The organism is Ancylobacter mangrovi (assembly GCF_024752335.1).
GTDB classification, from domain to species: Bacteria; Pseudomonadota; Alphaproteobacteria; order Rhizobiales; family Xanthobacteraceae; genus Ancylobacter; species Ancylobacter mangrovi.
This window is the reverse complement of sequence record NZ_JANTHY010000013.1, coordinates 49,643-74,763: the sequence shown is the minus strand read 5'-3', so window position 1 is coordinate 74,763 and position 25,121 is coordinate 49,643. Positions and strand designations below refer to the sequence as shown.

Below are 25,121 nucleotides of genomic sequence, written 5' to 3'. Positions count from 1 at the left end.
AGGAAGCTCGCCAAGCTCCTCCCGGGCGGACCGCAGATCAGCCCGGCATGACCGGAGAAGGCGTCCACCGGCGAAACCCGCCTTCGTGCCGGCGCGCCTCACAGGCCGAGTTTTTCAACGGAATCGGGTCGGAAGCTGCCGTTCGATGGCTTTAAGATTTGTCTGGCTGCAGCTTAGAATCAGCGGCTCTTAGCACCGTGGGACACAAGTGCGGTGATTGGCGCCAGTATCGCGCTACAGAGGGCAATGAGCGGCGAATGGCGGAGACGGAGGGATTCGAACCCTCGAGACCCTTTTGGGGGCCTGCTCATTTAGCAAACGAGTGCCTTCAGCCTCTCGGCCACGTCTCCAGCCGCCACCGGCTGCGCGGCGCGCACCGTATCGGCGGCGACCTGTCTAGGTTTCCCCATCCCGCCGGTCAAGGGCTTTCGCCGCGTGTCCCCTCCCACTGCACAGCGACGTCCACCGCCGGCCCGGGGGCCGCGGCGCGCGTGGCCCGGCGCCCTCGTCCGCCTCAGCGCGCGCGCTGGCCGAACATGATGCTGCGCGCTTCCTTGTCGGTGGCGAGGTCGATCTTGCCGCGATCCTCCGCGTTCACCGCGAGACCCCGCTTCACCGCCGGCCGCGCCAGCACCCGCTCCAGCCAGGCGGCGAAATGGGGGAACTCCTCGAGGCTCTGCCCCTGGCGCTCCCAAAGCTTGGCCCAGCCGATGCAGGCCATGTCGGCGATGGAATAGTCGCCGGCGATGTAGGGGCGGTCAGACAGGCGCCGGTTCATCACGCCGTAGAGGCGGTGCACCTCGTTGGTGTAGCGCTCGACGGCGTAGGGCAGCTTCTCGGGCGCGTAGATGCGGAAATGGTGCGCCTGCCCGGCCATCGGGCCGAGCCCGCCCATCTGCCAGAACAGCCACTGGTCGACCTCGACCCGCCCGCGCTCGTCGGCCGGGTAGAACTGGCCGGTCTTGCGCCCGAGATACTGAAGGATCGCCCCCGACTCGAACACCGAGATCGGCGCGCCGTCCGGGCCCTGCGGGTCGACGATGGCCGGGATCTTGTTGTTCGGTGAGATGGCGAGGAAATCGGGCTTGAACTGCTCGCCGCGGGCGATGTTCACCGGGCGCACCTCGTAGGGCAGCCCGCACTCCTCCAGCATGATGCTGATCTTCCAGCCATTGGGCGTCGGCCAGTAATAGAGCTGGATCGGCTGGGTCTGAAGCTCGGCCATGGACAGAACGCCTTCCGCATCGCCCCCGCGGGCGTTTCCACACCAGAACTAGGACCAGCGCCCGCCGCTGGCAAGCACGCGCGAAACGCGCGCCCGCACGCGCGGGGGCGGCGTACAGGGCGCCGGCACGGGGCAGAAGGTTAGGTGACGGTACGTCACCATGTATACTTATTATTTTACGGTTTTACTTGCCGATACGTCATCACCAAGCAAAGCGTTAAAGAGTTCGCTAAATTTTTGCTTGATTCCGTCCAAATTTCGACATGAGGCGGATAAGTAATCGCGCCGTCCGCAACGACGCGGATGTGAAACGAGGGTTTCAAGAAATGACCAAGCGCCTCCTTGCCGGGCTGACCGCCGCGACGTTCGTCCTCGCGTCGGCTTCCGCCTTCGCTGCCTCGTCCGGCACGGCGCCGGCCGGTGCTGCTCCCGCCGCTACCGCGACTCACGCCAGTGCCACGCCTGAGAAGCCCAAGACCAGCAAGGTCGCCGTCTCCAAGCAGCAGAAGAGCTGCGAGAAGGAATGGTCGGTCGACCACAAGGCGGGCAAGCTCAAGGGCGTGACCCAGAAGGACTTCATCTCGAAGTGCATGAAGGGCGCGTGAGCGTGGCGGCCCCGCCGGTTCGCGACATCCGCGCCGGCCGGGGTCGATTCCCATCGCCTGCGATGGGCGCTCCTGCGAACTGATGCTTCCCGCCGGCGATCGGCACGCATGGCGGGACAGTCGACTGGCCGTTGGCCACGCCTGACGGCGCCGTCCCCTCGCCCCGTCGGGCCGAAACGGTTAAGCTCTCCCGGGAAGGCCGGCCTCGCGCCGGCCTTCGCTTCCGCCGACTGTACCTCTTGCCAACGCCGTACCTCTTGCCAGCGCCAAGCCTCATGCCGACGCCGAGCCGCCTGTATTCGCCGAGCCGCATGCCCAGACGATTCGCGGCCGCGTGGGCCTGCGTGCTTCTCCTGGCCGCCCTCGCCCTGCCCGCGCCGACGCATGCGCAGTCTTCACCGACACAGGCCTGCGCGGATCGCTGGAACCAGATGAAGGCGCAGGACAAGACCGGCGACCTCACCTATCGCGACTTCGCCCGCCAGTGCCTTGCCGAACTGTCGGACGACGACGGCGCCGCGGCCGATTCGCCCGAGCCCGCCAAGCCGGGCGATTCGAAGCCGGCGGCCAAGCCCTCCGGCTCCGGTGCGCCTGTTCCCACCGGTCCGGCGGCCACGGCGGCGCAGCCCTCGATCAAGCAGTGCGCCGACCTGTGGAACGAGATGAAGGCGAAGAACCAGACCGGCGACTTCACCTATCGCGAATTCGCGCAGCAATGCCTCGCCGGCACCGCGGCCGGCGCCAATGCGGCCAAGCCCTCCACCCCTCCGGCCAAGGCGCCCGAGACCGGCGCGGCCCCGAAGAACCCGGGAAGCGACGCTGCCGCCAAGCCGCGCACCTCCGTTCCCTCCGTCGGCACGCGCCCGATCGGCGATGCCACGGCGGACGCCGACGAGCAGGATGAGGAGAAGGAGGACGAGCGCGCGGCGCTGAACCGCTGCAACGCGGCGTGGAAGGTCTACAAGGCGAGCCACAACCTCACCGGCGCCAAGGCGTGGCACGTCTTCATGGCGAAATGCCTGCCCTGAATACTGCCCGCTTCCCGAGCGGCGCGTCCTGAACGCACCCGGCAGGGCGGCTATGCCGGCCCGCCCAGATCCAGCTTGAAGCCTTCGTGCCGGCGCTCGAAGCCGAGGCGCTCATAGAAGCGCTGGGCGTCGAGGCGCTTCTTGTTGGTCGCGACCTGGAGCGAGTTGGCCCCGCGCCGGCGCGCCTCGGCGATGGCGAACGTGACCATCGCGGAGCCGATGCCGCTGCCGCGCGCCTCCGGGTGAACCTGCACCTGCTCCAGCACGCCGATTCGCGCGCCGCGCCGCACCAGCACGGGGAAGACCACCAGCAGGAAGGTGCCCAGCACCCGGCCCTCGCGGCGCGCTACGTAGAGCGCGAGGTTGGGATCGGCGCTGACCGCCTCGAACGCTTCCTCATAGACCGGCAGGACCGACGGGTCGGTGGTGTCGCGCTCGCCCAGCAGGCGGTCGGCAGCGAGGATGGCGACGATCTCCGGCAGGTCCGCCCGCGTCGCCCGCTCGATGCTCACGGACACGCCGCAAGCCTGCGATTTGCCCTGTTCGCCGGTCACGGCTCGTCCCCGCCTCAGATGCCGAGCTTGCCCTTGAGCAGTTCGTTCACCGCCTGCGGGTTGGCCTTGCCGCCGGTCTGCTTCATCACCTGGCCGACGAACCAGCCCAGCATGGTGGGCTTCGCCTTCACCTGCTCGACCTTGTCCGGGTTGGCGGCGATGATGGCGTCGACCGCCGCCTCGATGGCGCCGGTGTCGGTGACCTGACGCATCCCCCGCGCGTCGACGATCTCGCGCGGGTCGCCGCCCTCGGTGAACACGATCTCGAACAGGTCCTTGGCGATCTTGCCGGAGATGGTCTTGTCGGCGATCAGGTCGACGATGGCGCCGATCTGCGCGGCCGAGACCGGCGAGGTCTCGATGTCCTTGCCGTCCTTGTTCAGCCGGCCGAACAGCTCGTTGATGATGAAGTTCGCCGCCGCCTTGGCGTCGCGCCCCTCGGCGCAGGCCTCGTAATAATCGGCAGTGGCCTTCTCCGCGACCAGCACGTCGGCGTCATAGGCCGACAGGCCGTAGGCGGAGACGAAGCGCGCCTTCTTCTCGTCCGGCAGCTCGGGAAGATGCCGGGCGAGCTCGTCGACGAAAGCCTGGTCGAATTCGAGCGGCAGCAGGTCCGGGTCCGGGAAGTAGCGGTAGTCGTGCGCCTCTTCCTTCGAGCGCATGGAGCGCGTCTCGCCCTTGTTCGGGTCGAACAGGCGGGTCTCCTGCTCGATCGTGCCGCCATCCTCGATGATGCCGATCTGCCGGCGCGCCTCGGTTTCGACCGCCTGGCCGATGAAGCGGATCGAGTTGACGTTCTTGATCTCGCAGCGCGTGCCGAACTCGTCGCCGGGCTTGCGCACCGAGACGTTCACGTCGGCGCGCAGGTTGCCCTTCTCCATGTCGCCGTCGCAGGTGCCGAGATAGCGCAGGATGGTGCGCAGCTTGGTCACATAGGCCTTGGCCTCCTCCGAGGAGCGCAGGTCCGGCCGGGAGACGATCTCCATCAGCGCCACGCCCGAACGGTTGAGGTCGACCAGCGACATGGTCGGGTGCTGGTCGTGGATCGACTTGCCCGCGTCCTGCTCCAGATGCAGGCGCTCGATGCCGATCTCGATCTGCCCTTCGGCAGTGTCGACCAGCACCCCGCCCTCGCCGACGATCGGGCTCTTGTACTGGCTGATCTGGTAGCCCTGCGGCAGGTCCGGGTAGAAGTAGTTCTTGCGGTCGAAGACGGACTTCAGGTTGATCTCGGCCTTCAGGCCGAGCCCGGTGCGCACCGCCTGCTTCACGCATTCCTCGTTGATGACGGGCAGCATGCCGGGCATGGCCGCGTCGACGAGGGAGACATGGCTGTTGGGCTCGCCGCCGAAGGCGGTCGAGGCGCCGGAGAACAGCTTGGAATTGGAGGTGACCTGGGCATGGATCTCCATGCCGATCACGACTTCCCAGTCGCCGGTCGCGCCCTTGATCAGCTTCTTCGGGTCGGCGGGGCGGGCGTGCATGTTCATCCTCGGCGGGCCTCGTCTGGATAGGTCATCGGCGCGGAACGGGTCGTGAGAACGTCCGATTGCGCCGTTTCCCTACTCCGTGTACCGCGGACCCGCAACCGGCGCCCGCTCCGGCCGCCATCCCCGGCGGGCGCCCGCCCTCCACCGCCAGCCTTCCCAGCCAAGCGAGGTCGAGCCGATACCATGTTCACCATCGACGAGCTCGAGAGCGCCCTGGCCGACATCCACGCCGTATTCGCCGGCACGCCGCAATATGCCTGGCCGATGCTGGCGCGCCGGGCGGGCACGGAGGTGTGGGTCAAGCACGAGAATCACACCCCGACCGGCGCCTTCAAGGTGCGCGGTGGGCTGATCCATCTGGCGCGTCTTGCCCGGGAAGGAGGCGCCCCGCGCGGCATCATCTCCGCCACGCGAGGCAATCACGGTCAGTCGCTCGCCTTCGCCGGCGCGCGCTTTGGCATTCCGGTCACCATCGTCGTCCCGCACGGCAACAGCCTCGAGAAGAACGCCGCCATGGCGGCGCTCGGCGCGCGGCTGATCGAGCACGGCACCGATTTCGACGCCGCCCGCGCCCACGCCATGGAGCTCGCCGCGCGGGAGGGGCTGACCTTCGCGCCCTCCTTCCATCGCGACCTGGTGCTGGGCGTGGCGACCTGGTCGCTGGAGCTGTTCCGCGCCGCGCCGCCACTCGACGTGCTATACGTGCCGATCGGCCTCGGTTCGGGCATATGCGGCGCCATCCTCACCCGCGACCTGCTCAGCCTTTCGACCGAGATCGTCGGCGTGCAGAGCGCGCACGCCCCCGCCTATGCGCTGTCCTTCGAGGCCGGCCATCCGGTGGAGACCAACAGCGCCGACACGAAGGCGGACGGGCTCGCGGTGCGGGTGCCCGATGCCGGGGCGCTCGCCATCATCCGCGAGGGCGCCTCGCGCATCGCGACCGTCAGCGACGACGAGGTGGCGGCGGCCGTGCGGGCCTGTTGGGAGGACACCCACAACCTCGCGGAAGGCGCCGGCGCCGCCGCCCTCGCCGCGCTGCTGCGCGAGAAGGAGACGCTGCACGGCCGGCGCGCGGGCGTGGTGCTCTCAGGCGGCAACATCGACCTCGCCCTGTTCCGGGACTGGGTCGCGGGCGGGCCTACCCCGGCGGCTTGAGGAAGATCAACGCCGGCCGGCCACCTTCTTGCCACGATCGGGCAAAGCGAAGGAGGCGGACATGAAGGTGGACACGATCGACGAACGTCTGGCCCTGTTCGGCCGGATGCTGGAGCAGGCGGGGGTCGACGTCGACAGCCCGACCCTGTCGGAGCGCGAGCTGCGCGCGGCGGTGCAGCGCTGCCTCGGATGTCAGTCCGGCGACGAATGCCGCGCCTGGTTGGCGGAAGCTTCCGAGAACCAGCCGCCGCCCGGCTTCTGCCGTAACGTCGAGCCCTTCGCACGCTGGGCCGAGCGCCAGGCTGACATCGAGTTCGCCTCGCTCAGCGAGGCCGTGTGCTCGCTGGACGCCGCCGGCAGCGGCAGCTGACGCGGAAGCGCACCGAAGGACCGACGAAGGGCTGGCTCAGCCGAGCCGCTCGTTCTCGTAGTCGATCACCCACTGGATGAGGATACGCCAGAGCTTCTCGACCAGCTCGGGCGGCACGCCCTTGGTCTCGGCGCGCACCATCACCTTCTCGACCACATCCTCGACCCGCTCGGGCAGGAGCGCCGCCAGGCCCTCCGCCCGTTTCACCGCGATCACATGCTTGACCACCTCGAAGCGGCGGGCGAGCAGTTCGACGATCTCGCCGTCGATGGCATCGATCTCCGCCCGGAAGGGCGCGAGGGAGCGCTCATTCTCGGGCAGGATGCGCACGGTCACAGCCACCACTTGTCGTGGCACTCGAAGCGCCCGGCGGCGTCCTCGATCACCTGCGCCAGCGCGAACAGCCCTGCCTCGCCGAACGGGTGGCCGATGAGCTGGAGGCCCAGCGGCAGCCCTTCCGAGGACCGCCCGGCCGGCACCGAGATGCCCGGCAGGCCGGCCATGTTCAGCGTCACCGTAAACACGTCCTGCAGATACATTTCCACCGGATCGGCTCCCGACTTTTCGCCGATACCGAACGCCGCCGAGGGCGTTGTCGGCGCCAGCACGGCGTCGATGCCGTCGGCGAAGGCGGTCTCGAAGTCGCGCTTGATCAGCGTGCGCACCTTCTGCGCCTTCAGATAATAGGCGTCGTAATAGCCGGCGGACAGCACATAGGTGCCGATCATGATGCGCCGGCGCACCTCGGCGCCAAAGCCGGCGGCACGGGTCTTCTCGTACATCTCGATGATGTCGCGCCCCTCGACCCGCTCGCCGTAGCGCACGCCGTCATAGCGCGCGAGGTTGGACGAGGCCTCGGCTAGCGCGACGATGTAGTAGGACGGCAGCGCGTATTTGGTGTGCGGCAGGCTGATCTCGACGATCTCCGCGCCCGCGTCGCGCAGCATGTCCGCACCCTTGTCCCAGAGCGCGGCGATCTCGGGCGACATGCCCTCGACCCGGTACTCCTTCGGGATGCCGATGCGCTTGCCCTTGATCGAGCCGCCGACCGCCGCCTGATAGTCCGGCACGGGAAGGTCCGCGCTGGTCGAATCCTTGGGGTCGTGGCCGGCCATGGAGCGCAGCAGCAGCGCGGCATCGTTCACCGAGCGGGCGATCGGCCCCGCCTGGTCGAGCGAGGAGGCGTAGGCGACGATGCCCCAGCGCGAGCAGCGCCCGTAGGTCGGCTTGATGCCGACCGTGCCGGTGAAGGCCGCCGGCTGGCGGATCGAGCCGCCGGTGTCGGTGCCCGCCGCGCCGGCGCAGATATGCGCGGCCACCGCCGCCGCCGAGCCGCCCGACGAGCCGCCGGGCACCAGCGGCTGCTCCGAGCCCTTGCGCCGCCACGGGTTGACGGCGCAGCCGAAGGCGCTGGTCTCGGTGGACGAGCCCATGGCGAACTCGTCCTGGTTCAGCTTGCCGAGCAGCACCGCGCCCTCGCTCCAGAGCTTCGAGGTCACGGTCGATTCGTAGCGCGGCAGGAAGTTCTTGATGATGCGCGAGCAGGCGGTGGTGCGCACGCCCTCGGTCGCGAACATGTCCTTGATGCCGAGCGGAATGCCTTCCAGCCTGCCGCCCTCGCCCTTGGCGATGCGCGCGTCGCTGGCCTTGGCCATCTCCAGCGCCTTCTCGGGCGTGACGAGCACATAGGCGTTGAGGTCGCCGGCCGGCTCGATCGCGTCGATATAGGCCTGGGTGAGCTCGGTGGCCGTGAAATGACGGCTGGCGAGGCCCTCGCGGGCGGCGGTGATGGTGAGGCGGGTCAGATCGGACATGGCGCTCACTCCACCACTTTCGGGACGGCGAAGAAGCCATCCTCGCTGGCGGGCGCGTTGGCGAGCACCCGTTCGGCGGCGGCGCCGTCGTTCACCACGTCCGCCCGCAGGGGCAGCTTCATCGGGATGACGCTGGTCATCGGCTCGACGCCGGTGGTGTCCACCTCGCCGAGCTGTTCCACAAAGGCGAGGATGGCGTTGAGCTCGCCCTGGAGGTGAGCCACCTCCTCCTCCGTCACGGCGATGCGCGACAGATGCGCCACGCGCCGGACCGTCGCCTGATCGACCGACATCCGAAATTCCAATCCTCTGAAACCGATGCGCGCCCTATAGCAGGCGGGCACGGCGCCCCGCAACGCAGGGCGCCGGTTTCGGGCGGGGATGGAGGATGGCCGGTGGCGATTCCGGACGGCGAAGTCCGGGCGGGGGCGTCCCGGCGAGGGCGGTCAGCGCAGGCCGGGGCCGTTCACGCCGCCATTGAGGTTCACGCCGGGGCCGGGACGGGCCAAAGCGCGGGTCTGCGCACGCGCCGGGCCGCCGGCAACGCAGCCCACCGGGTAGCCCGGACGGGTGCAGTAGATGACCCTGGCGGTGGTACGCGCCGGGGTCGGGCGCACCACGCAGCCGCGCGGATAGCCGGGGCCGGTGCAGTAGACCACCGCGGCATCGGCAGGCGCCGGAGCGGTGAAGGAAAGGCCGGCGAAAAGCAGGGCGGCGGGCGCAGCGGCGGCCCCCGCGCGGGCCAGGAACGAAAGTCGGCTGTGATTCGCAGTCATGTCGCTTCCTCGCGTGACGTGGCCAAAGGTAACCCGAAAGCGTTACTTTCGTGTCACCCGCCCGAGGAGTCGGGCAGGACGCCCCCTCGACAAGCGCCGACGGCGCCGACTGTTCCCCCGCGAATGCCTGGTCTGCCGGCCCTCTTCGATTGCCGGCGGGATACCGGGCGGCGGTCGCCCGCCGCCCGTCGAATCACGAGCCGACCTGGGCGAGGCAGGCGCCGGCCGCCTCGGCATTGCTGCGGGCGCTGCCGCGGCTGATCTGGCCGGACATGGCGAGCGACTTGGTGGTGCTGGTGACGGTCTCGCGCACATCCGCGCCCGAGCTCACCTGCCCGATGGCGGCGGCGTAGATCGCCTTGCCGTCGGCCGACAGCGAGGCGGCGCAGGCATCGGCCGAGGCCTTGTCGGCATGGGCCGGCGCGGCGGCGAACATCAGCGCACCAAGGCAGGCGGCCGCGAGAGCCTCCCGCACCGGGACGACACGAGAGAGGGTCATGCTAATCTCCTTCGGAGGTGGGATTCAGCGCAGGCCCGGTCGGTTGACCGGCCCGCCAAGATTCACGCCCGGCCCGGGCCGGACGACCGCGCGCGCCGCCGGCGCGCCAGCGGGGCCCGGCACGCAGCCGACCGGATAACCCGGCCGGGTGCAATAGACCGCGGCACGCACCACCGGATTCGGCCCGGCGAGCGGCGTCGCACGCACGACGCAGCCGGCCGGCACACCCGGACCGGTGCAATAGACCACGGCCGCCTGCGCCGACGGCGCGGGCAGGCCCACCACACCCAGCACCGAGAGCAGCGGTGCCAGCGCAGCGCCGACCGTCACGGTTGGAAGGAAAGAACGAAGTCCGGTCATGTCGCGTCCTCGCCTGGACGTATCGTTGCGGAAACGGCGCGACTTAGAGCCGAACGGAGGGGGAGACACAATGTCGATTTTTGATCGCTTCGGCCAGAGCCGGGGACGGCGATGATGCTCGCCGGAGTGCCCGCAACACGGGTCCGCGAGAGCGACGACGCCCCGCCCCTCGCCGCGGTCCGAACCGATCCGGCCCTGTCGGCGGAAGAGGAGGCGGAACGTTCCCGCCTGCATGCCCGGCCCGATTTCCCCGGCATCGCGCGCACCGCCGCCACCAAGCTCTGCGCCTCCTACCGAAACGACCGCCTGCTCTCCCGGCTGATGAACGATCGCGGCCGGCTGACCCTGATGTCGCTGATGATCGACCTGCATTTCGAGCCGCCCGAGGCGCAGGGCCTGACCTCCGGCCGGCTGAAGGCCGAGGCGGCAGCGCTCGACATCTGCAGCCCCGGGCGAGTCAGCGCCGTGCTCGCCGCGTGCCGGCTGTTCGGGCTGGTGGCATCGGCGCCCGACGATGACCGCCGCCGGCGCCGGCTCGTCGTCACCGACCGCCTGCTCGACCTGCACCGGGAGCGCTGGGCGGTGATGCTGGAGGCGCTCGCGAGTGCCCTCCCGGAAGGAGCGGAGGGCCTCGCGCGCCTGCGCGACAAAACGTTCCTCGCCGCCTATGTCGGTGCGCTGGTGGAACCGATCCGGGCCGGATGGCGCCCGGTGTTCGACGTGCCGAGCCTCGAACTGTTCGTCGAGCGCGACGGCGGGCTGATCCTGGCGTTCGCGCTGTTCGAGAATGGGGGCGCCGGTGCGCCGCTCTCCGCCGCCGAACTGGCGCGCTCCTACAAGCTCTCGCGCTCGCACATCGTCGACATCCTCCAGCAGGCGGTCGACGCCGGCCTCGTGCGGCGGATCGAGGAGCGTGCGCAGGGCGGGCCGGGATTTGTCGCCCGGCCCGCGCTCGTCGACGCGATGGAGATGCTGCTGGCGACCGCGCTGGTGCGTCAGGCCCGGGCGGTGCGCCGTGGGCTCGCCGCCACCGCCCCGGGGTGAACGGCGCCGGTCAGGCGGCGAACTCGACCGCCTCGCCCTTGGCCGGCACCACGACGGTCGCTTCCTCGCCGACCAGCGCGATGAAGCGCTCGGCGTCCGGCTCCAGAAGGCCGAAGGTCGCGTAATGGCCGGGAATGATGGTGAGCCCGCCGAGATAGCGCGACACCGCGACGGCGGCCGATTCCGGGCCCATGGTGAAGCGGTCGCCGATCGGCACGATGACGATCTCGGGCCGGTGCAGCTCGGCGATCAGCGCCATGTCGGAGAAGATGTCGGTGTCGCCCATGTGCCAGACCACCGGCTCGCCCGGGGCCTTGACGATCAGGCCGTTCGGATTGCCGAGATAGACGCTGGCGCCGTCCACCATCATGCCGGAGGAGTGGTCCGCCCGCACCATGCTCACCGCGAAACCTTCGGTGTGGATGGTGCCGCCGGTGTTCATCATCTCCAGCTTCTCGACGCCTTGCGTCGCCAGCCAGCTCGCCAGATCGGCATTGGCCACCACGGTCGCGCCGGTCTGCTTGGCGATCGCCACCGTGTCGCCGAGATGGTCGCCATGGCCGTGGGTGAGCAGGACATGAGTCGTGCCGGCGGTCGCCGCGGCGAAATCGCCGTCGAAGGCGGGATTGCCGGTCAGGAACGGGTCAATCAGCACGACCTTGTCCGCGAAATCGAGACGAAAGGCCGCGTGGCCGAACCAGGTGATCTTCATTGCCATCTCCGTGGGTAGGAAGTGGGCGGGAGGATAGGCGACGGCGCGGACGACTCAAGCGCGGAGCCGGTCACACGGGCCCGCCGCTGCCCGCGCCCTCCGCCATATGGCGCGGCGCGCGCGGGCGTGCTAGGCGCACGGCACCATGGTCGCGCCGATCCTCACCATCGCTGAAGCCGCCCCGCTGCTCGCCGGGCGAGGGAGCCTCGTCGGGCTCGACCTCGGCACGCGCACCATCGGCATCGCCAGCTCCGATCCCGACCGCCGGCTGGCGACGCCGGTCGAGACCATCGCCCGCAAGCAGTTCACGCCCGACGCCGCCCGCATCCTCTCGCTCGCCGAGGCGCGCGGCGCGGCCGGCTTCGTGCTCGGCCTGCCCGTCAACATGGACGGCAGCGAGGGTCCGCGCGCGCAGTCGGCCCGCGCCTTCGCCCGCAACTTCGCGCGGCTGACCGAACTGCCGATCATCCTGTGGGACGAGCGCCTGTCCACCGCCGCGGTGGAGCGCGAGATGATCGCCACCGACATGAGCCGCGCCCGCCGCGCCGAGGTGGTCGACCAGCAGGCCGCCGTCTTCATCCTCCAGGGGGCGCTCGACCGCCTGCGCCACATCGCCGGGGACAGGTGACGCATGACGGGTGTGCTCGGCGCCCTGGTCCCGGTGTTCCTCATCATCGCCCTCGGCCAGATCCTGAAGCGCAGCCTGCTGCCGGAGGATTCGCACTGGGTGGCGCTGGAGCGGCTCACCTATTTCATCCTGTTCCCGGCGCTGCTCATCGTCTCGATCTCGCGCGCCGAGCTCGGCAATGTGAAGGTGCTCCAGGTCTCGGTGTCGCTGCTGGGCGCCATCGCGCTGTTCAGCGCGCTGCTGGTGGTGATGCGCGAGCCGATTTGCCGGGGGCTGCGGCTGATGGGGCCGGGCTATACCTCGGTGGTGCAGGGCTCGCTGCGCTGGAACAGCTATATCGCGCTCGCGGTCTCGGGCTCGCTCGCCGGCACCGCCGGCCTCGCCGTGGCGGCGGTCGGGCTCGCGGTGATGATCCCGACCCTCAACACGATCAGCGTCGCGGTGCTGGCGCGCCATGGCGAGGGCGCGGCCGGCGGCAACCGCGCCATGCTGATCCAGATCATGCGCAATCCCTTCATCTGGTCCTGCGCGCTGGGCGGGCTGATCAACCTGCTGCACATCCACGTGCCGGCAGTGATCTTCGACTTCGGCGACATATTGGGGCGGGCGTCGCTGGCGCTCGGCCTGCTCGTGGTCGGCGCCGGGCTGCGGCTCGCCGACCTGCGCCGCCCGCGTGGCGCCACCTGGCTCACCAGCGCGGTAAAGCTCATCGGCGTGCCGCTGGTGGCGATCCTGATCGGCTCGATGCTCGGCCTCACCGACGTGGACCTGCTGATCGTCGCGGTCGCTTCCTCGGTGCCCTCGGCGCCGAACGGCTACGTGCTTGCCCGCCAGATGGGCGGGGACGCGCCGCTGCTCGCGCAGATGCTCACCGTGCAGACCGTGCTCGCCGCCGCGACCATGCCGGCGATCATCGCCGCCGTGTCGCATCTGGGGGGGTGAGCGGCAAGAACGGCTGCGTCCCTGCCGCCACGTGTGGTCCGCAGGGTCAGCAGCGGGTCCAGTAGCCGGTGCCGCGCATCGGGTTGGTCTCCACCCAGCAGCGGTTGGCGGGCCGGGCATAGGCCGGGCGGCCGTAATAGACCGGGCCGGGCGGCGGTTCGTAATAGCGGGGAGCGTCGTAGTAGCGCGGGCGCGCCGCGTTCGCAATCGCCGCACCGGCGACGACGCCGGCGGCCACGCCGAGGCCGACCGCACAGCCCTCGCAGCGCACCTGCTCGACCGGCGCGGACGTCGTACGGGCGGATTCGGGAACCGCGGCACCCGACATGGGCAGGGCGGCGGCAGGCACGGCACTCAGAGCGGCCACGGCCGCAACGGCCATCGCGGCGAGCCGGCCGGCAGCCGGCCGGGTGGAATGAACGGACCTCGTCATCGATCGTTCTCCAATCGTGCCCCTCAGCACTGTGGCGCGACAACGTGGGCGTGCGAACGAAGTTCCCTGACGGCACCCCGCCACCGGGACGGCCGCTCGCCGTGGACAGCGACGGGAAAGACTTGCGGCGGGGCCGTGCTGCGTCTATCCAGCCGACTTCGATATGACATCGAACCCGACCGCCAGCTTCACCCTCTCGCGCCGGCACCTGCTCGGCATCGAGGGCCTGTCTCCCGAAGAGATCGTCGGGCTGCTCGACCTCTCCGAGGAATTCGTCATCCTCAACCGGCAGATCGAGAAGAAGCGCGCGACGCTGCGCGGGCGCACCCAGATCAATCTGTTCTTCGAGGCCTCGACCCGCACCCAGTCCTCGTTCGAGCTGGCCGGCAAGCGGCTCGGCGCGGACGTGATGAACATGGCGGTCAGCAACTCCTCCCTGAAGAAGGGCGAGACGCTGATCGACACCGCGGCGACGCTCAACGCCATGCACCCGGACGTCCTGATCGTGCGCCACAGCGCTTCCGGCGCTGTCGAGCTGCTCGCCCGCAAGGTCGACTGCGCGGTGGTCAATGCCGGCGACGGGGCGCATGAGCACCCGACCCAGGCGCTGCTCGACGCCCTCACCATCCGCCGCAACAAGGGGCGGATCGAGGGGCTGCTGGTGGCGATCTGCGGCGACATCGCCCATTCGCGCGTCGCCCGTTCCAACATCCTGCTGCTGCAGGCGCTCGGCGCGCAGGTGCGGGTGGTCGCGCCGCCCTCGCTGCTGCCGACCGACATCGAGCGCTTCGGCGTCGAGGTCCATGGCGACATGCGCCGGGGGCTGGAGGACGTCGACATCGTGATGATGCTGCGGCTCCAGCGCGAACGCATGAACGGCTCGTATGTGCCTTCGGTGAAAGAGTATTTCCATTTCTGGGGGCTCGACGAAGCGAAGCTGCGCCATGCCCGGCCGGACGCGCTCGTGATGCATCCCGGCCCGATGAACCGCGGCGTCGAGATCGATTCGGCGGTCGCCGACGGCGCCCAGTCCCTCATCCGCGAGCAGGTCGAGATGGGCGTCGCCGTCCGCATGGCCGTGCTCGACGCGCTCTCGCGGACGCTGCCCAATGCCTGACCTGCGCTCCACGCCGCGCCCCACCCTGCTGTCCGGCGCCCGGATCCTCGATCCCTCGCGCGACCTCGACACCCATGGCGACATCCTGATCGCCGACGGCGTGATCAAGGACATCGCTGGTAACCTGAGGGCCGCCGGCCTGCCCGACGACACCGAGATCGTCGACTGCCGCGGCCTGATCGCCGTGCCGGGCCTCGTCGACATGCGCGCCTTCATCGGCGAGCCCGGCGCCGAGCACCGCGAGACACTGGCCTCCGCCAGCCAGGCGGCGGCGGCGGGCGGCGTGACCACCATCGTGTGCCAGCCCGACACCGATCCCGTCATCGACGATCCCGCCATCGTCGACTTCGTGCTGCGCCGCGCCCGCGACACCGCCATCGTCCACGTCCATCCCATGGCCGCCCTGACCAAGGGGCTGGAAGGGCGCGAGATGACGGAGATCGGCCTGCTGCAGGCCGCCGGCGCGGTCGCCTTCACCGACGGCACCCGCTCCGTGCCCTCCGCCCAGGTGATGCGCCGCGCGCTCACCTATGCCCGCCATTTCGACGCGCTGATCGTGCACCACACCGAGGATGCCGGCCTGACCGGCGAAGGGGTGATGAACGAGGGCGAGCTCGCCTCGCGTCTCGGCCTCGCCGGCGTGCCCAGGGCGGCGGAGACCATCGTGTTCGAGCGCGACGTGCGCCTCGCCGCCATGACCGGCGGGCGCTACCACGCCGCCTCGCTCACCTGCACCGATTCGCTCGACGTGCTGCGCCGCGCGCGCGAGGCGGGGCTCGACATCACCGCCTCGGCCTCGATCAACCATCTGACGCTCAACGAGCGCGACGTCGTCGGCTATCGCAGCTTCTTCAAGCTCAGCCCGCCGCTGCGCGCGGAGGACGACCGGCAGGCGCTGGTGCAGGCGGTGGCGGAAGGGCTCGTCGACGTGATCGTCTCCGACCACAACCCGCAGGACGTCGAGGTCAAGCGCCTGCCGTTCTCGGAAGCGGCCTTCGGCGCCATCGGCATCGAGACCATGCTGGCGGCCGGCCTCCGGCTGGTGAATGACGGCTCGGTCACGCTGATGAGCCTCATCCGCGCCATGTCGACCCGCCCCGCCCAGCTTCTCGGTCTGGAGGCGGGCACGCTGCGCCCCGGGCGAGCGGCGGACATCGCGCTGATCGCGCCCGACGAGGCGTGGATCCTCGACGCGGCGATGCTCAAGTCGCGCTGCCGCAACACCCCCTTCGACGAGGCCCGCTTCGAGGGGCGCGTCATACGCACGCTCGCCGCCGGCCGTACCGTGTATGAATACGTGTGAGCCGGAGCGTCCCGGTGCCCTACCGGGATACACTTTCCGGCGAAAGCCACTAAGGTCGGTCCCATGAGTTGGTCCCTGCCCCCGATGTCGAGCTATGCCGCGCTGCTGCTCGGCTACCTCCTTGGCGCGATCCCGTTCGGCCTCATCATCACCCGGCTCGCGGGCACCAAGGACATCCGAAGCATCGGCTCCGGCAATATCGGCGCGACCAACGTGCTGCGCACGGGGCGCAAGGGCCTGGCGGCGATCACGCTGCTCTGCGACGCGCTGAAGGGCACGGTCGCCGTGCTGCTCGCCGGCTGGCTGTTCGGCGCGGCCGATACGCTGCCGGCGGCGCTCGGCGCCTTCCTCGGCCACGTCTTCCCGGTCTGGCTCGGTTTCAAGGGCGGCAAGGGGGTGGCAACGTTCCTCGGCGTGACCATCGCCCTCGCCTGGCAGGCGGCGATCGTGTTCGCCGCCTCCTGGCTCACGGTCGCCTTCGTCACCCGCTATTCGTCGCTCTCCGCGCTCGTCGCCAGCATCCTCACCGCGCTCGCCGCCTTCCTGATCGCGCCGCCGCCGACCGGCCTGCTGCTGGCGATCCTCTCGGCGCTGCTCTGGTTCATGCATCGCGCCAACATCGCCCGGCTGATCGCCGGCACCGAAGGCCGGATCGGCGGGAAGGGCTGAGGTTTGGCCTTACGCGGCGTCGAGCTCGACCACGGCCAGCGCCGCGACTGGCTTCGCCTGTTCCGGGCCGAGAATGTCGGGCCGCGGGCCTTCCTCAACCTCGTCAACCGCTTCGGCGGCGCGGCGGCGGCGCTGGAGGCGCTGCCCGGCATGGCGCGGCGCGGCGGCCGGCTGATCGAGCCGCGCATTCCCTCCATCGCCGAGGCCGAGGCTGAGATGGAGGCGCTGGCGCACATCGGCGGCCGCTTCATCGCGCTGGGCGAGCCGGCCTATCCCGTGCTGCTGCGCCAGATCGAGGACGCGCCTCCCCTGATCGCCGTGCGCGGCCGCCCCGAGCTCATGAGCGCGCCCGTGGTCGGCATGGTCGGCTCGCGCAACGCCTCGGGCGCCGGGCGCACCATGGCGGCGCGGCTCGCGCGCGGGCTCGGCACGGCGGGCTGGGTGATCGCCTCCGGGCTGGCGCGCGGCATCGACACGGTCGCCCATGAGGCGAGCCTCGACACCGGCACCATCGCCGTGCTCGCCGGCGGCCACGACCGGCCCTACCCGCGCGAGAACGAGCGGCTGCTTGCCGCCATCGCCGAGCGCGGCGTGGTCCTCACCGAGATGCCGATGGGCTGGGAGCCGCGCTCGCGCGACTTCCCGCGCCGAAACCGTCTGGTCTCGGGCCTGTCGCTCGGCGTGGTGGTGGTCGAGGCGGCGGAGCGCTCGGGTTCGCTCATCACCGCGCGCCTCGCCGGCGAGCAGGGTCGCGAGGTGTTCGCCGTGCCGGGCTCGCCGCTCGACCCGCGCGCGGGCGGCACCAACGCGCTGATCAAGCAGGGCGCCGCGCTCGTCACCGACGTGTCGGACGTGATGTCGGCGCTGGCCGCGTTCCGCGAGCGCCTGCCGGTCATCGACGCCGACGAGGAGGTGTCCCCGCCGATGGAGGCGCCCGAGCCGGGCGACGACATGCGCGCCCGGGTGATCGGCCTGCTCGGGCCGACGCCCCTGCCGGTCGACGACCTCGTGCACATGGCGGGCACGAGCGCGGCCGAGCTGCAGATCGTCCTGCTCGAGCTCGAGCTTGCCGGCCGGCTGGAGCGGCATGGCGGCGGCCGGGTCTCGCTGCTGTGAAAGCGTCAGTCGTCCCGCCCGCCCGGCTCGGCGCGGCGGGCCGCCGCGCGTGCCTCGTCGCGCGCCATCTCGAGCAGATAGCGCAGCACCGCGAGGTCGGTGGTGTCGGCGAGCTCGGAAAGTTCGTGGGCCAGCGTGGCGATATAGTCCGCGGTCTCACGCGTCCGGTCTGCGTGGCGATCGATCTCGTTCACGAAAGTTCCGTAGGGCTGAATTCTGGATAACTGAAGGGTAACATTCCGTTTCCCGATATTGCTACCCATGGCTGCATTGTTTCCTATCAACACTATCAAAAATTGTAATACGGTTTGCCACATTCTCGCGCATGGGTGGTATGCGACTGATCCGCAACCACGACGCGGGTCGAGCCGTTGCATGGAAGCGCCAGGCTGGCACTCCTCGTGCTTGTGGAACGGATGCCATTTGACAGCCGGTGGCGGCTACCCCATTTTCCCGGCCTCTTTCAGGGCTTGATATACCAACGGACACAGCTGGCTCATGCAGGTCGTCATCGTCGAATCGCCGGCAAAGGCGAAGACGATCAACAAATATCTGGGTCCAGGCTACGAGGTCTTCGCCTCGTACGGACATGTGCGCGATCTCCCGGCCAAGGACGGCTCGGTCGATCCCGAGCACGATTTCCACATGCTGTGGAACGTCGATCCCAAATCCCAGAAGCGTCTGTCGGACATCGCCCGCGCGGTGCGTGATGCCGACGCGCTGATCCTCGCCACCGACCCGGATCGCGAGGGCGAGGCCATCTCCTGGCACGTGCTTGAGGTGCTGAAGGAGAAGCGCGCGCTCAAGGACAAGCCGATCTCGCGGGTCGTCTTCAACGCCATCACCAAGCAGGCTGTGCTTGAGGCGATGAAGAACCCGCGCATGATCGACGAGGCGCTGGTGGATGCCTATCTCGCCCGCCGCGCACTCGACTATCTGGTCGGCTTCACGCTTTCCCCGGTGCTGTGGCGCAAGCTGCCTGGCGCCCGCTCGGCGGGGCGCGTCCAGTCGGTCGCGCTGCGGCTCGTCTGCGACCGCGAGCGCGAGATCGAGACCTTCGTCACCCGCGAGTACTGGTCGATCGCCGCCCGGCTCGCCACCCCGCGCCGCGACGAGTTCGAGGCCCGGCTGGTCGGCGCCGACGGCAAGAAGATCGGCCGGCTCGACGTGGGCACCTCGGAAGAGGCGGCCGCCTTCCGCCAGGCGCTGGAGAGCGCGAACTACACGGTGCGTTCGGTCGAGGCCAAGCCCGCGCGGCGCCACCCCTACCCGCCCTTCACCACCTCGACGCTGCAGCAGGAGGCGAGCCGCAAGCTCGGCCTCGCGCCGGCGAGCACGATGCGGATCGCCCAGCGCCTGTACGAGGGCGTGGACATCGGCGGCGAAACGGTCGGCCTCATCACCTATATGCGTACCGACGGTGTCGACATGGCGCCGGAGGCGATCGCCTCGGCGCGCTCGGTGATCGGGCGCGACTATGGCGAGCGCTACGTGCCCTCCGCCCCGCGCCGCTACACCGCCAAGGCGAAGAACGCGCAGGAAGCTCATGAGGCGGTGCGTCCCACCGACCTGGCGCGCCGCCCGAAGGACGTGACGCGCTACCTCGAATCCGACCAGGCCCGGCTCTACGAGCTGATCTGGCTGCGCACCATCGCCAGCCAGATGGAATCGGCCGAGCTGGAGCGCACCACGGTCGACATCGACGCGGTCGCCGCCGGCCGGGCGCTGGAGCTGCGCGCCACCGGCTCGGTGGTGAAGTTCGACGGCTTCCTCACCCTCTATCGCGAGGACCGGGACGACGCACCGGCGGACGGCGATGACGAGGAGAACCGCCGCCTGCCCGCCATGTCCGCCGGCGAGGGCCTCGCCAACAAGGGCATCAAGGCCGACCAGCACTTCACCGAGCCGCCGCCGCGCTATTCGGAAGCCTCGCTGGTCAAGCGCATGGAGGAGCTCGGCATCGGGCGTCCCTCCACCTACGCCTCGGTGCTCGCCGTGCTGCGCGACCGCGAATATGTGCGCCTCGAGAAGCGCCGGCTGGTGCCCGAGGACAAGGGGCGGCTCGTCACCGCTTTTCTGGAGAGCTTCTTCGACCGCTATGTCGAGTACGACTTCACCGCCGATCTGGAGGAGAAGCTCGACAAGATCTCGGCCGGCGAGCTCGCATGGAAGGACGTGCTGCGCGACTTCTGGCTCGATTTCACCGCGGCCGTCGGCGAGACCAAGGACCTGCGGGTCTCGGAAGTCATCGCCGCGCTCGACGAGATGCTCACCGCGCATATCTTTCCGCCCAAGGAAGACGGCTCCGACCCGCGCCTGTGCCCCAATTGCGGCACCGGCCGGCTGTCGCTGAAGGTAGGCAAGTTCGGCGCTTTCATCGGCTGCTCGAACTATCCCGAGTGCAAGTACACCCGCCCGCTCGCGGTGCAGTCCGGCGAAAATGGCGAGGCGGTCGAGACCGGCCCGCGCGTGCTCGGCACCGATCCGGAGACAGGTCTGGAAGTCACCGTGCGCGACGGGCGCTTCGGCGCCTATCTCCAGCTCGGCGAGGCCGCCGAGGGCGAGAAGCCCAAGCGCTCCAGCCTGCCCAAGGGTCTCGCCCCCGCCGATGTCGATCTCGACACCGCGCTCGGCCTGCTCTCGCTGCCGCGCGAGATCGGCCGCCACCCGGAGACCGGGGAGCCGATCCTCGCGGGCATCGGCCGCTTCGGGCCCTATGTGCAGACGGGCAAGACCTACGCCAATATCGAGGCCGGGGACGACATCCTCGCCATCGGCCTCAATCGGGCGGTGACGCTGATCGCCGACAAGCAGAACAAGGGGCCGGGACGCGGACGTGCGGCCGGCGGGCGCGAGCTCGGCGAGCATCCCAGCCTCGGCGGGCCGGTGACGGTGCGCCCGGGCCGCTTCGGCGCCTATGTCAATCACGGCAAGGTCAACGCGACCCTGCCCAAGACCATGTCGCCGGACGAAATCACGCTGGAGCAGGCGGTCGAGCTGATCACCGCCAAGGCCGGCTCGGCGCCCACCAAGCCCGCCCGCCGCGGCGCGTCCAAGGCCGCGAGCAAGGACGCCGACGCGCCCGCGAAGAAGCCGGCGGCGCGCAAGTCCGCCGCCAAGAAACCGGCCGCCAAGGCCTCGTCGGCCAAGGCGTCTTCTGCCAAGAGCCGCTCCGCCACCGGCGGCTGAGGCGAAGTCGTCCCGCCGGGCGGCGGGGCGACGATCTCCGGGAAAGAGATGTGGAAGCGGGCGGCGCGCCGCCCGGCCCTATTCCGGCAGCGCGGCGGCCGGCGAGGCGTGGCCCCTGAGCGGGCGCTCCTGCATCGCGATCATCGCGATCAGCGACAGGGTGAGCGCGGCCGCTGCCATCAGGAACACCCAGCGGAAGGCGAGCGCGAGCGCCTCGCTCCCGGCCTGCCCGCCGCCGAGCAGGGTCTCCATCGAGCCGCTTCCCTCCAGTCCCGACATGCTGATGACGACGGCGCCGAAGCCGGCGGTCAGGATGGCGCTGCCGAGCGAGCGGAAGAAATTCGCCAGCCCGGTCGCAGTGCCCATCTGCGGAAGCGGCACGGCGTTCTGGATCGCCACGGTCGAGACCGGCAGCACCGTGCCGAGCCCGATGCCCGTCACGCCCATCGCCACCAGATAGAGCCACAGCGGCGGGTTGACCGGCTCATAGGCCAGCACCAGCAGGGCGAGAATGCCGCCCACGAGGCCGAGCACCGGCAGACGCTTGTAGTGGGTGACGCGGCTCATCACCTGCGAAGCGCCGGTGGCGCCGACCACGACGCCCGCCATCAGCGGGATCAGCGCGAGGCCCGACTGGCTGGCGCTGAGCCTGACCACGCCCTCCAGATAGAGCGGCATCTGGATCGACAGCCCGACCATGGTGCCCATCGCGAAGGCGGCCGAGGGCACGCCGGTGCGCACCACCTGGTTGGAGAGCACCGCGATCGGCAGCAGCGGCTCCAGCGCCGTCGCCACCCGCACCGCGAAGCCGAGCCAGATGACGGCCGAGATCGCAGCGAGCCCGAGGATCTGCGGCGAGGTCCAGGCGAAGCGCGTTCCGCCCCAGCTCAGCGCCAGCAGCAGCGCCACCGTGGCGGCGCACATCAACAGCGCGCCGATCACGTCGAGCCGGCGCGGATGGTGATGGGCCGGCAGGCGGCGCAGCGTGCGGTCGCTCATGGCCGCGGCGGCGATGCCGAGCGGCACGTTTATCCAGAAGATCAGCGACCAGTGCAGGTGCTGGGCGAAGAAGCCGCCAAGGATCGGCCCGGCGATCGAGGAGGTGATGAAGACGGCGGCGAAATAGACCTGGTAGCGCCCGCGCTCGCGCGGCGGCACCAGCAGGCCGATGATGGTCTGCGCCAGCGCGATCAGGCCGCCGCCGCCGAGCCCCTGCACGGCGCGCCCGCCGATCAGCCACAGCATGGACGGCGCCAGCGCGCACACGATCGACCCGACGAGGAACAGCGCGATGCAGCCGTTCAGCACCGGGCGCGGGCCGTGGATGTCGGCGAGCTTGCCGACCATCGGGGTGACGGCGGTGCCGGTCAGCAGGTAGGCGGTGACGATCCAGGAGAGGTTCTCGAGATCCCCGAACTCGGCGCCGATGGTCGGGAGGGCGGTGCCGATGATGGTCTGGTCCAGCGCGGCGAGCAGCATGGCGAGCATCACGCCGACAATGATGGTTCTTATCGCGGCATGGTCGAGCGGGGCGGGCTGCGCCTCCGTGGTACAGGCATCCATTAACGAATCTTTCAAGCAGCGGCTGGTCCCGCCCCCCGGGACGGCGCAAAATCTTCCTATGATCGCCTGAATGCAAGGGCAAAGGAGGCGCCCCCGCCGCCGGTGCGCCGGCCCGCCCGTCGACGTGAGCGCCCGATACCGCTAGCGTCTTCCTGACATTCTCGGACAGTGACTCGTGCGCAAACCCGCCAGACCGAAACCCCGCAAGGAAGCCGTCCCTCGCCGGCCGAAGGGCCTGCCTACCCGCGAGGAGCTCACCGCCTTCATCGCCTCCCATGGCGGCGACGTCGGCAAGCGTGAGATTTCGCGCGCCTTCGGCCTCGACGGCAGCGACCGGATCGTGCTCAAGGCCATGCTGCGCGAGCTCGCGGACGAGGGGCTAATCGGGCGCAAGCGCCACAAGCTCCACGTGCCGGGCGCCCTGCCCGCCGTGGTCATGAGCGAGGTGGTGGAGCGCGACGAGGACGGCGAGCTGATCGCCAAGCCGATCGACTGGGACGAGGAGGAGCACGGCGAGGCACCCCACATCCTGGTCCGCCTCGCCCGCCGCGGGCGCATGGCCGGCCCGGCCCCGGCGATCGGTGATCGCGTATTGTTGAAGACCGACGAGATCCCCGAGGCCGACGGTCGGGTGCGCCACACCGGGCGGGTGCTCAAGATCATCGAGAAGGCGCGCGCCCTCACCCTCGGCATCTTCCGCCGCGACGCGCAGGGCGGCGGGCGCCTCGTGCCGGTCGACAAGCGGCACATGGGCCGCGAGCTCGTCATCCCGCCCGACTTCGCCGCCGACGCACAGGAGGGCGACCTCGTCTCGGTCGAGGTGGTGCGCCACCACGCCTACGGCCTGCCGACCGCCAAGGTGAAGGAGCGGCTCGGCTCGATCTCCACCGAGAAGGCGATCAGCCTCATCGCCATCCACGCCCACGGCATTCCGAGCGTGTTCCGGCGCGAGGCGCTGGCCGAGGCCGATGCGGCCAGGCCCGCGACGCTGGGCGGGCGCGAGGACCGGCGCGAGGACTGGCGGGACCTGCCGCTCGTCACCATCGACCCGCCCGACGCCAAGGACCATGACGACGCGGTGCATGCGGTGGCCGATCTCGATCCCGACAATGAGGGCGGCTTCATCCTCACCGTCGCCATCGCCGACGTCGCCGCCTATGTGCGCCCCGGCTCGGCGCTCGACCGCGAGGCGCTGGCGCGCGGCAACTCGGTCTATTTCCCCGACCGGGTGGTGCCGATGCTGCCCGAGCGTATCTCCAACGACCTGTGCTCGCTGCGCCCGCTGGAGGACCGCCCCGCTATGGCGGTGCGCATGGTGGTCGGCGCCAATGGCCGCAAGAAGCGCCACAGCTTCCACCGGGTGATGATGCGCTCGGCCGCCCGGCTCTCCTATATCCAGGCGCAGGCCGCGATCGACGGGCGGCCCGACGACACGACCGGCCCGCTGCTGGACGAGGTGCTGCGCCCGCTCTGGGCGGCCTATGCCACGGTGAAGAAGGCGCGCGACGCGCGCTCGCCGCTCGAGCTCGACCTGCCCGAGCGCAAGATCCTGCTGAAGCCCGACGGCACGGTCGACAAGGTCGTCGTCCCCGAGCGGCTCGACGCGCACAAGCTGATCGAGGAATTCATGATCCTCGCCAATGTCGCGGCGGCCGAGACGCTGGAGGAGAAGCACACGCCGCTGGTCTACCGGGTGCACGACCAGCCCTCGCTGGAGAAGATGTCGGGCCTGCGCGAATTCCTGCAGACGCTGGACATCAAGCTGCCCAAGACCGAGACCGTGCGCCCGGCGCAGTTCAACGACATCCTCGCGCGCGTCGACGGTTCGGAGCTGGCGCCGCTGGTGAACCAGGTGATCCTGCGCAGCCAGGCGCAGGCGGAATACGCATTCGAGAATTACGGCCATTTCGGCCTGCATCTGCGCCGCTACGCGCATTTCACCTCGCCGATCCGGCGCTATGCCGACCTCATCGTGCACCGGGCGCTGATCCGCGCGCTCGGCCTCGGGCGCGACGGCCTGCCGGAGACCATGACGCCCGAGCAGCTCGCCGAGATCGCCGCCCGCATCTCCGCCAGCGAGCGGCGCGCCATGGCGGCCGAGCGCGAGACCATCGACCGGCTGATCGCCCACCACATGGCCGAGCAGATGGGCGCCCAGTTCAAGGGACGCATCGCCGGCGTCACCCGCGCCGGGCTGTTCGTCACGCTGGACGATACCGGCGCGGACGGCTTCATCCCCGCCGCGACGCTGGGGCTCGACTATTACCGCTACGACGAATCGCGCCACGCGCTGATCGGAGAGCACAGCGGCGAGATGCACCGGCTCGGCGACCGCGTCGAAGTGAAGCTGGTCGAGGCCGCGCCGGTGGCTGGCGCGCTGCGATTCGAGCTTATATCGGAAGGACAACAGGTCACGGGCGCCCGGAAAGGCGCGCGCGGAGCGGGCCGGTCCCGTTTCCGCCGCCCCGAGGAGCGCCCGCGCCGCGCGGCGCTGCGCGGCAAACGCAGATAGCGCCCGGAGGCGCGACG

General features: G+C 70.1%; 26 protein-coding genes and 1 tRNA gene. 13 read left to right on the top strand and 14 right to left on the bottom strand.

Annotation, left to right across the window (positions count from 1 at the left end):
* Positions 1-258 precede the first annotated feature (258 nt).
* Positions 259-350: transfer RNA gene (locus NVS83_RS23090), tRNA-Ser, on the bottom strand.
* 164 nt (positions 351-514) lie between these two features.
* Positions 515-1,225, bottom strand: coding sequence for a glutathione S-transferase family protein (locus NVS83_RS23085; RefSeq protein WP_258741622.1), 711 nt, complete (start codon positions 1,223-1,225; stop codon positions 515-517).
* A gap of 326 nt (positions 1,226-1,551) precedes the next feature.
* On the opposite strand from NVS83_RS23085, the gene NVS83_RS23080 reads away from it, so the two are divergent.
* Both NVS83_RS23080 and NVS83_RS23075 read left to right on the top strand, forming a co-directional pair.
* Positions 1,552-1,830: a hypothetical protein gene (locus tag NVS83_RS23080; RefSeq protein WP_258733788.1), complete on the top strand. Its 279-nt coding sequence runs from the start codon at positions 1,552-1,554 to the stop codon at positions 1,828-1,830.
* A gap of 344 nt (positions 1,831-2,174) precedes the next feature.
* Positions 2,175-2,858: a hypothetical protein gene (locus tag NVS83_RS23075; protein ID WP_258741620.1), complete on the top strand. Its 684-nt coding sequence runs from the start codon at positions 2,175-2,177 to the stop codon at positions 2,856-2,858.
* Positions 2,859-2,908: 50 nt separating this feature from the next.
* Here NVS83_RS23075 and NVS83_RS23070 read toward each other — a convergent pair whose 3' ends face one another.
* Together NVS83_RS23070 and gatB are read right to left on the bottom strand one after the other, a co-directional pair.
* Positions 2,909-3,376, bottom strand: a complete 468-nt coding sequence (locus tag NVS83_RS23070; RefSeq protein ID WP_258741619.1) for a GNAT family N-acetyltransferase — start codon at positions 3,374-3,376, stop codon at positions 2,909-2,911.
* Positions 3,377-3,426: 50 nt separating this feature from the next.
* Positions 3,427-4,902, bottom strand: coding sequence for an Asp-tRNA(Asn)/Glu-tRNA(Gln) amidotransferase subunit GatB (gene gatB / locus NVS83_RS23065; protein WP_374115108.1), 1,476 nt, complete (start codon positions 4,900-4,902; stop codon positions 3,427-3,429).
* A 183-nt stretch (positions 4,903-5,085) separates the two neighbouring features.
* Between gatB and NVS83_RS23060 the strand changes: the two genes are divergently transcribed.
* Positions 5,086-6,057 carry a threonine dehydratase gene (locus tag NVS83_RS23060; protein ID WP_258741610.1) on the top strand — a complete coding sequence of 324 codons (972 nt, stop codon included), beginning with the start codon at positions 5,086-5,088 and terminating at the stop codon, positions 6,055-6,057.
* Positions 6,058-6,118: 61 nt separating this feature from the next.
* A complete protein-coding gene (locus NVS83_RS23055) occupies positions 6,119-6,427 on the top strand; it encodes a DUF6455 family protein (RefSeq protein ID WP_258741608.1) in 309 nt (102 codons plus the stop codon).
* A gap of 36 nt (positions 6,428-6,463) precedes the next feature.
* Here NVS83_RS23055 and NVS83_RS23050 read toward each other — a convergent pair whose 3' ends face one another.
* From NVS83_RS23050 to NVS83_RS23025, 6 genes are all read right to left on the bottom strand, one after another.
* On the bottom strand, positions 6,464-6,769 hold the full coding sequence (locus tag NVS83_RS23050; RefSeq protein WP_258741607.1) for a chorismate mutase: 306 nt from the start codon (positions 6,767-6,769) through the stop codon (positions 6,464-6,466).
* Positions 6,760-8,241 (bottom strand): Asp-tRNA(Asn)/Glu-tRNA(Gln) amidotransferase subunit GatA, encoded by a 1,482-nt coding sequence (gene gatA / locus NVS83_RS23045; protein WP_258741606.1) that lies wholly within the window; start codon positions 8,239-8,241, stop codon positions 6,760-6,762. Before gatA ends, NVS83_RS23050 begins: the two co-directional genes overlap by 10 nt.
* Before the next feature lie 5 nt (positions 8,242-8,246).
* The gene (gatC, locus tag NVS83_RS23040; RefSeq protein ID WP_258741604.1) at positions 8,247-8,534 is read right to left on the bottom strand and encodes an Asp-tRNA(Asn)/Glu-tRNA(Gln) amidotransferase subunit GatC; all 288 of its coding nucleotides are present in this window, start codon (positions 8,532-8,534) and stop codon (positions 8,247-8,249) included.
* Positions 8,535-8,687: 153 nt separating this feature from the next.
* Positions 8,688-9,017, bottom strand: a complete 330-nt coding sequence (locus NVS83_RS23035; protein WP_258733796.1) for a hypothetical protein — start codon at positions 9,015-9,017, stop codon at positions 8,688-8,690.
* Positions 9,018-9,210: 193 nt separating this feature from the next.
* On the bottom strand, positions 9,211-9,516 hold the full coding sequence (locus NVS83_RS23030) for a hypothetical protein (RefSeq protein WP_258741603.1): 306 nt from the start codon (positions 9,514-9,516) through the stop codon (positions 9,211-9,213).
* Positions 9,517-9,540: 24 nt separating this feature from the next.
* The gene (locus NVS83_RS23025) at positions 9,541-9,876 is read right to left on the bottom strand and encodes a hypothetical protein (RefSeq protein ID WP_258741602.1); all 336 of its coding nucleotides are present in this window, start codon (positions 9,874-9,876) and stop codon (positions 9,541-9,543) included.
* Between the two features lie 111 nt (positions 9,877-9,987).
* Between NVS83_RS23025 and NVS83_RS23020 the strand changes: the two genes are divergently transcribed.
* Entirely contained in the window at positions 9,988-10,920 is a 933-nt protein-coding gene (locus NVS83_RS23020) for a hypothetical protein (RefSeq protein ID WP_258741600.1), read from the top strand.
* Positions 10,921-10,930: 10 nt separating this feature from the next.
* On the opposite strand, the gene NVS83_RS23015 is transcribed toward NVS83_RS23020, so the two are convergent.
* Complete coding sequence (locus NVS83_RS23015) at positions 10,931-11,632, bottom strand: metal-dependent hydrolase (RefSeq protein WP_258741598.1); 702 nt, start codon at positions 11,630-11,632, stop codon at positions 10,931-10,933.
* Positions 11,633-11,777: 145 nt separating this feature from the next.
* On the opposite strand from NVS83_RS23015, the gene ruvX reads away from it, so the two are divergent.
* Positions 11,778-12,260, top strand: a complete 483-nt coding sequence (ruvX, locus tag NVS83_RS23010) for a Holliday junction resolvase RuvX (protein ID WP_258741597.1) — start codon at positions 11,778-11,780, stop codon at positions 12,258-12,260.
* A gap of 3 nt (positions 12,261-12,263) precedes the next feature.
* A complete protein-coding gene (locus tag NVS83_RS23005) occupies positions 12,264-13,202 on the top strand; it encodes an AEC family transporter (RefSeq protein WP_258741593.1) in 939 nt (312 codons plus the stop codon).
* A 46-nt stretch (positions 13,203-13,248) separates the two neighbouring features.
* Here the strand turns inward: NVS83_RS23005 and NVS83_RS23000 are convergent, their stop codons facing one another.
* Complete coding sequence (locus tag NVS83_RS23000; protein ID WP_258741588.1) at positions 13,249-13,635, bottom strand: hypothetical protein; 387 nt, start codon at positions 13,633-13,635, stop codon at positions 13,249-13,251.
* A 163-nt stretch (positions 13,636-13,798) separates the two neighbouring features.
* Here NVS83_RS23000 and NVS83_RS22995 point away from each other — a divergent pair, with 163 nt between their 5' ends.
* The 4 genes from NVS83_RS22995 (at position 13,799) to dprA (ending at position 17,840) form a co-directional block, all read left to right on the top strand.
* A complete protein-coding gene (locus NVS83_RS22995) occupies positions 13,799-14,752 on the top strand; it encodes an aspartate carbamoyltransferase catalytic subunit (RefSeq protein ID WP_258741586.1) in 954 nt (317 codons plus the stop codon).
* On the top strand, positions 14,745-16,055 hold the full coding sequence (locus NVS83_RS22990) for a dihydroorotase (protein WP_258741584.1): 1,311 nt from the start codon (positions 14,745-14,747) through the stop codon (positions 16,053-16,055). Before NVS83_RS22995 ends, NVS83_RS22990 begins: the two co-directional genes overlap by 8 nt.
* A 63-nt stretch (positions 16,056-16,118) precedes the next feature.
* A complete protein-coding gene (gene plsY, locus NVS83_RS22985) occupies positions 16,119-16,724 on the top strand; it encodes a glycerol-3-phosphate 1-O-acyltransferase PlsY (RefSeq protein WP_258733806.1) in 606 nt (201 codons plus the stop codon).
* Positions 16,725-16,727: 3 nt separating this feature from the next.
* Positions 16,728-17,840 (top strand): DNA-processing protein DprA, encoded by a 1,113-nt coding sequence (dprA, locus tag NVS83_RS22980; RefSeq protein ID WP_258741583.1) that lies wholly within the window; start codon positions 16,728-16,730, stop codon positions 17,838-17,840.
* 5 nt (positions 17,841-17,845) lie between these two features.
* Here dprA and NVS83_RS22975 read toward each other — a convergent pair whose 3' ends face one another.
* Entirely contained in the window at positions 17,846-18,034 is a 189-nt protein-coding gene (locus tag NVS83_RS22975) for a hypothetical protein (protein ID WP_258741582.1), read from the bottom strand.
* A 304-nt stretch (positions 18,035-18,338) separates the two neighbouring features.
* On the opposite strand from NVS83_RS22975, the gene topA reads away from it, so the two are divergent.
* Complete coding sequence (gene topA, locus NVS83_RS22970) at positions 18,339-21,029, top strand: type I DNA topoisomerase (protein ID WP_258741581.1); 2,691 nt, start codon at positions 18,339-18,341, stop codon at positions 21,027-21,029.
* 78 nt (positions 21,030-21,107) lie between these two features.
* Here the strand turns inward: topA and NVS83_RS22965 are convergent, their stop codons facing one another.
* Positions 21,108-22,592 carry an MDR family MFS transporter gene (locus tag NVS83_RS22965; RefSeq protein ID WP_258741580.1) on the bottom strand — a complete coding sequence of 495 codons (1,485 nt, stop codon included), beginning with the start codon at positions 22,590-22,592 and terminating at the stop codon, positions 21,108-21,110.
* Positions 22,593-22,767: 175 nt separating this feature from the next.
* On the opposite strand from NVS83_RS22965, the gene rnr reads away from it, so the two are divergent.
* Complete coding sequence (rnr, locus tag NVS83_RS22960) at positions 22,768-25,104, top strand: ribonuclease R (protein WP_258741576.1); 2,337 nt, start codon at positions 22,768-22,770, stop codon at positions 25,102-25,104.
* Positions 25,105-25,121 lie beyond the last annotated feature (17 nt).

What these genes read in the sequence shown, in the direction of transcription:
- NVS83_RS23085 (WP_258741622.1), bottom strand. Translation starts at nt 1,225, where the DNA reads ATGGCCGAGCTTCAGACCCAGCCGATCCAGCTCTATTACTGGCCGACG.
- NVS83_RS23080 (WP_258733788.1), top strand. Translation starts at nt 1,552, where the DNA reads ATGACCAAGCGCCTCCTTGCCGGGCTGACCGCCGCGACGTTCGTCCTC.
- gatB (WP_374115108.1), bottom strand. Translation starts at nt 4,902, where the DNA reads ATGAACATGCACGCCCGCCCCGCCGACCCGAAGAAGCTGATCAAGGGC.
- NVS83_RS23060 (WP_258741610.1), top strand. Translation starts at nt 5,086, where the DNA reads ATGTTCACCATCGACGAGCTCGAGAGCGCCCTGGCCGACATCCACGCC.
- NVS83_RS23055 (WP_258741608.1), top strand. Translation starts at nt 6,119, where the DNA reads ATGAAGGTGGACACGATCGACGAACGTCTGGCCCTGTTCGGCCGGATG.
- gatA (WP_258741606.1), bottom strand. Translation starts at nt 8,241, where the DNA reads ATGTCCGATCTGACCCGCCTCACCATCACCGCCGCCCGCGAGGGCCTC.
- gatC (WP_258741604.1), bottom strand. Translation starts at nt 8,534, where the DNA reads ATGTCGGTCGATCAGGCGACGGTCCGGCGCGTGGCGCATCTGTCGCGC.
- NVS83_RS23035 (WP_258733796.1), bottom strand. Translation starts at nt 9,017, where the DNA reads ATGACTGCGAATCACAGCCGACTTTCGTTCCTGGCCCGCGCGGGGGCC.
- NVS83_RS23030 (WP_258741603.1), bottom strand. Translation starts at nt 9,516, where the DNA reads ATGACCCTCTCTCGTGTCGTCCCGGTGCGGGAGGCTCTCGCGGCCGCC.
- NVS83_RS23025 (WP_258741602.1), bottom strand. Translation starts at nt 9,876, where the DNA reads ATGACCGGACTTCGTTCTTTCCTTCCAACCGTGACGGTCGGCGCTGCG.
- NVS83_RS23020 (WP_258741600.1), top strand. Translation starts at nt 9,988, where the DNA reads ATGATGCTCGCCGGAGTGCCCGCAACACGGGTCCGCGAGAGCGACGAC.
- NVS83_RS23015 (WP_258741598.1), bottom strand. Translation starts at nt 11,632, where the DNA reads ATGAAGATCACCTGGTTCGGCCACGCGGCCTTTCGTCTCGATTTCGCG.
- ruvX (WP_258741597.1), top strand. Translation starts at nt 11,778, where the DNA reads ATGGTCGCGCCGATCCTCACCATCGCTGAAGCCGCCCCGCTGCTCGCC.
- NVS83_RS23005 (WP_258741593.1), top strand. Translation starts at nt 12,264, where the DNA reads ATGACGGGTGTGCTCGGCGCCCTGGTCCCGGTGTTCCTCATCATCGCC.
- NVS83_RS23000 (WP_258741588.1), bottom strand. Translation starts at nt 13,635, where the DNA reads ATGACGAGGTCCGTTCATTCCACCCGGCCGGCTGCCGGCCGGCTCGCC.
- NVS83_RS22995 (WP_258741586.1), top strand. Translation starts at nt 13,799, where the DNA reads ATGACATCGAACCCGACCGCCAGCTTCACCCTCTCGCGCCGGCACCTG.
- NVS83_RS22990 (WP_258741584.1), top strand. Translation starts at nt 14,745, where the DNA reads ATGCCTGACCTGCGCTCCACGCCGCGCCCCACCCTGCTGTCCGGCGCC.
- plsY (WP_258733806.1), top strand. Translation starts at nt 16,119, where the DNA reads ATGAGTTGGTCCCTGCCCCCGATGTCGAGCTATGCCGCGCTGCTGCTC.
- topA (WP_258741581.1), top strand. Translation starts at nt 18,339, where the DNA reads ATGCAGGTCGTCATCGTCGAATCGCCGGCAAAGGCGAAGACGATCAAC.
- NVS83_RS22965 (WP_258741580.1), bottom strand. Translation starts at nt 22,592, where the DNA reads ATGGATGCCTGTACCACGGAGGCGCAGCCCGCCCCGCTCGACCATGCC.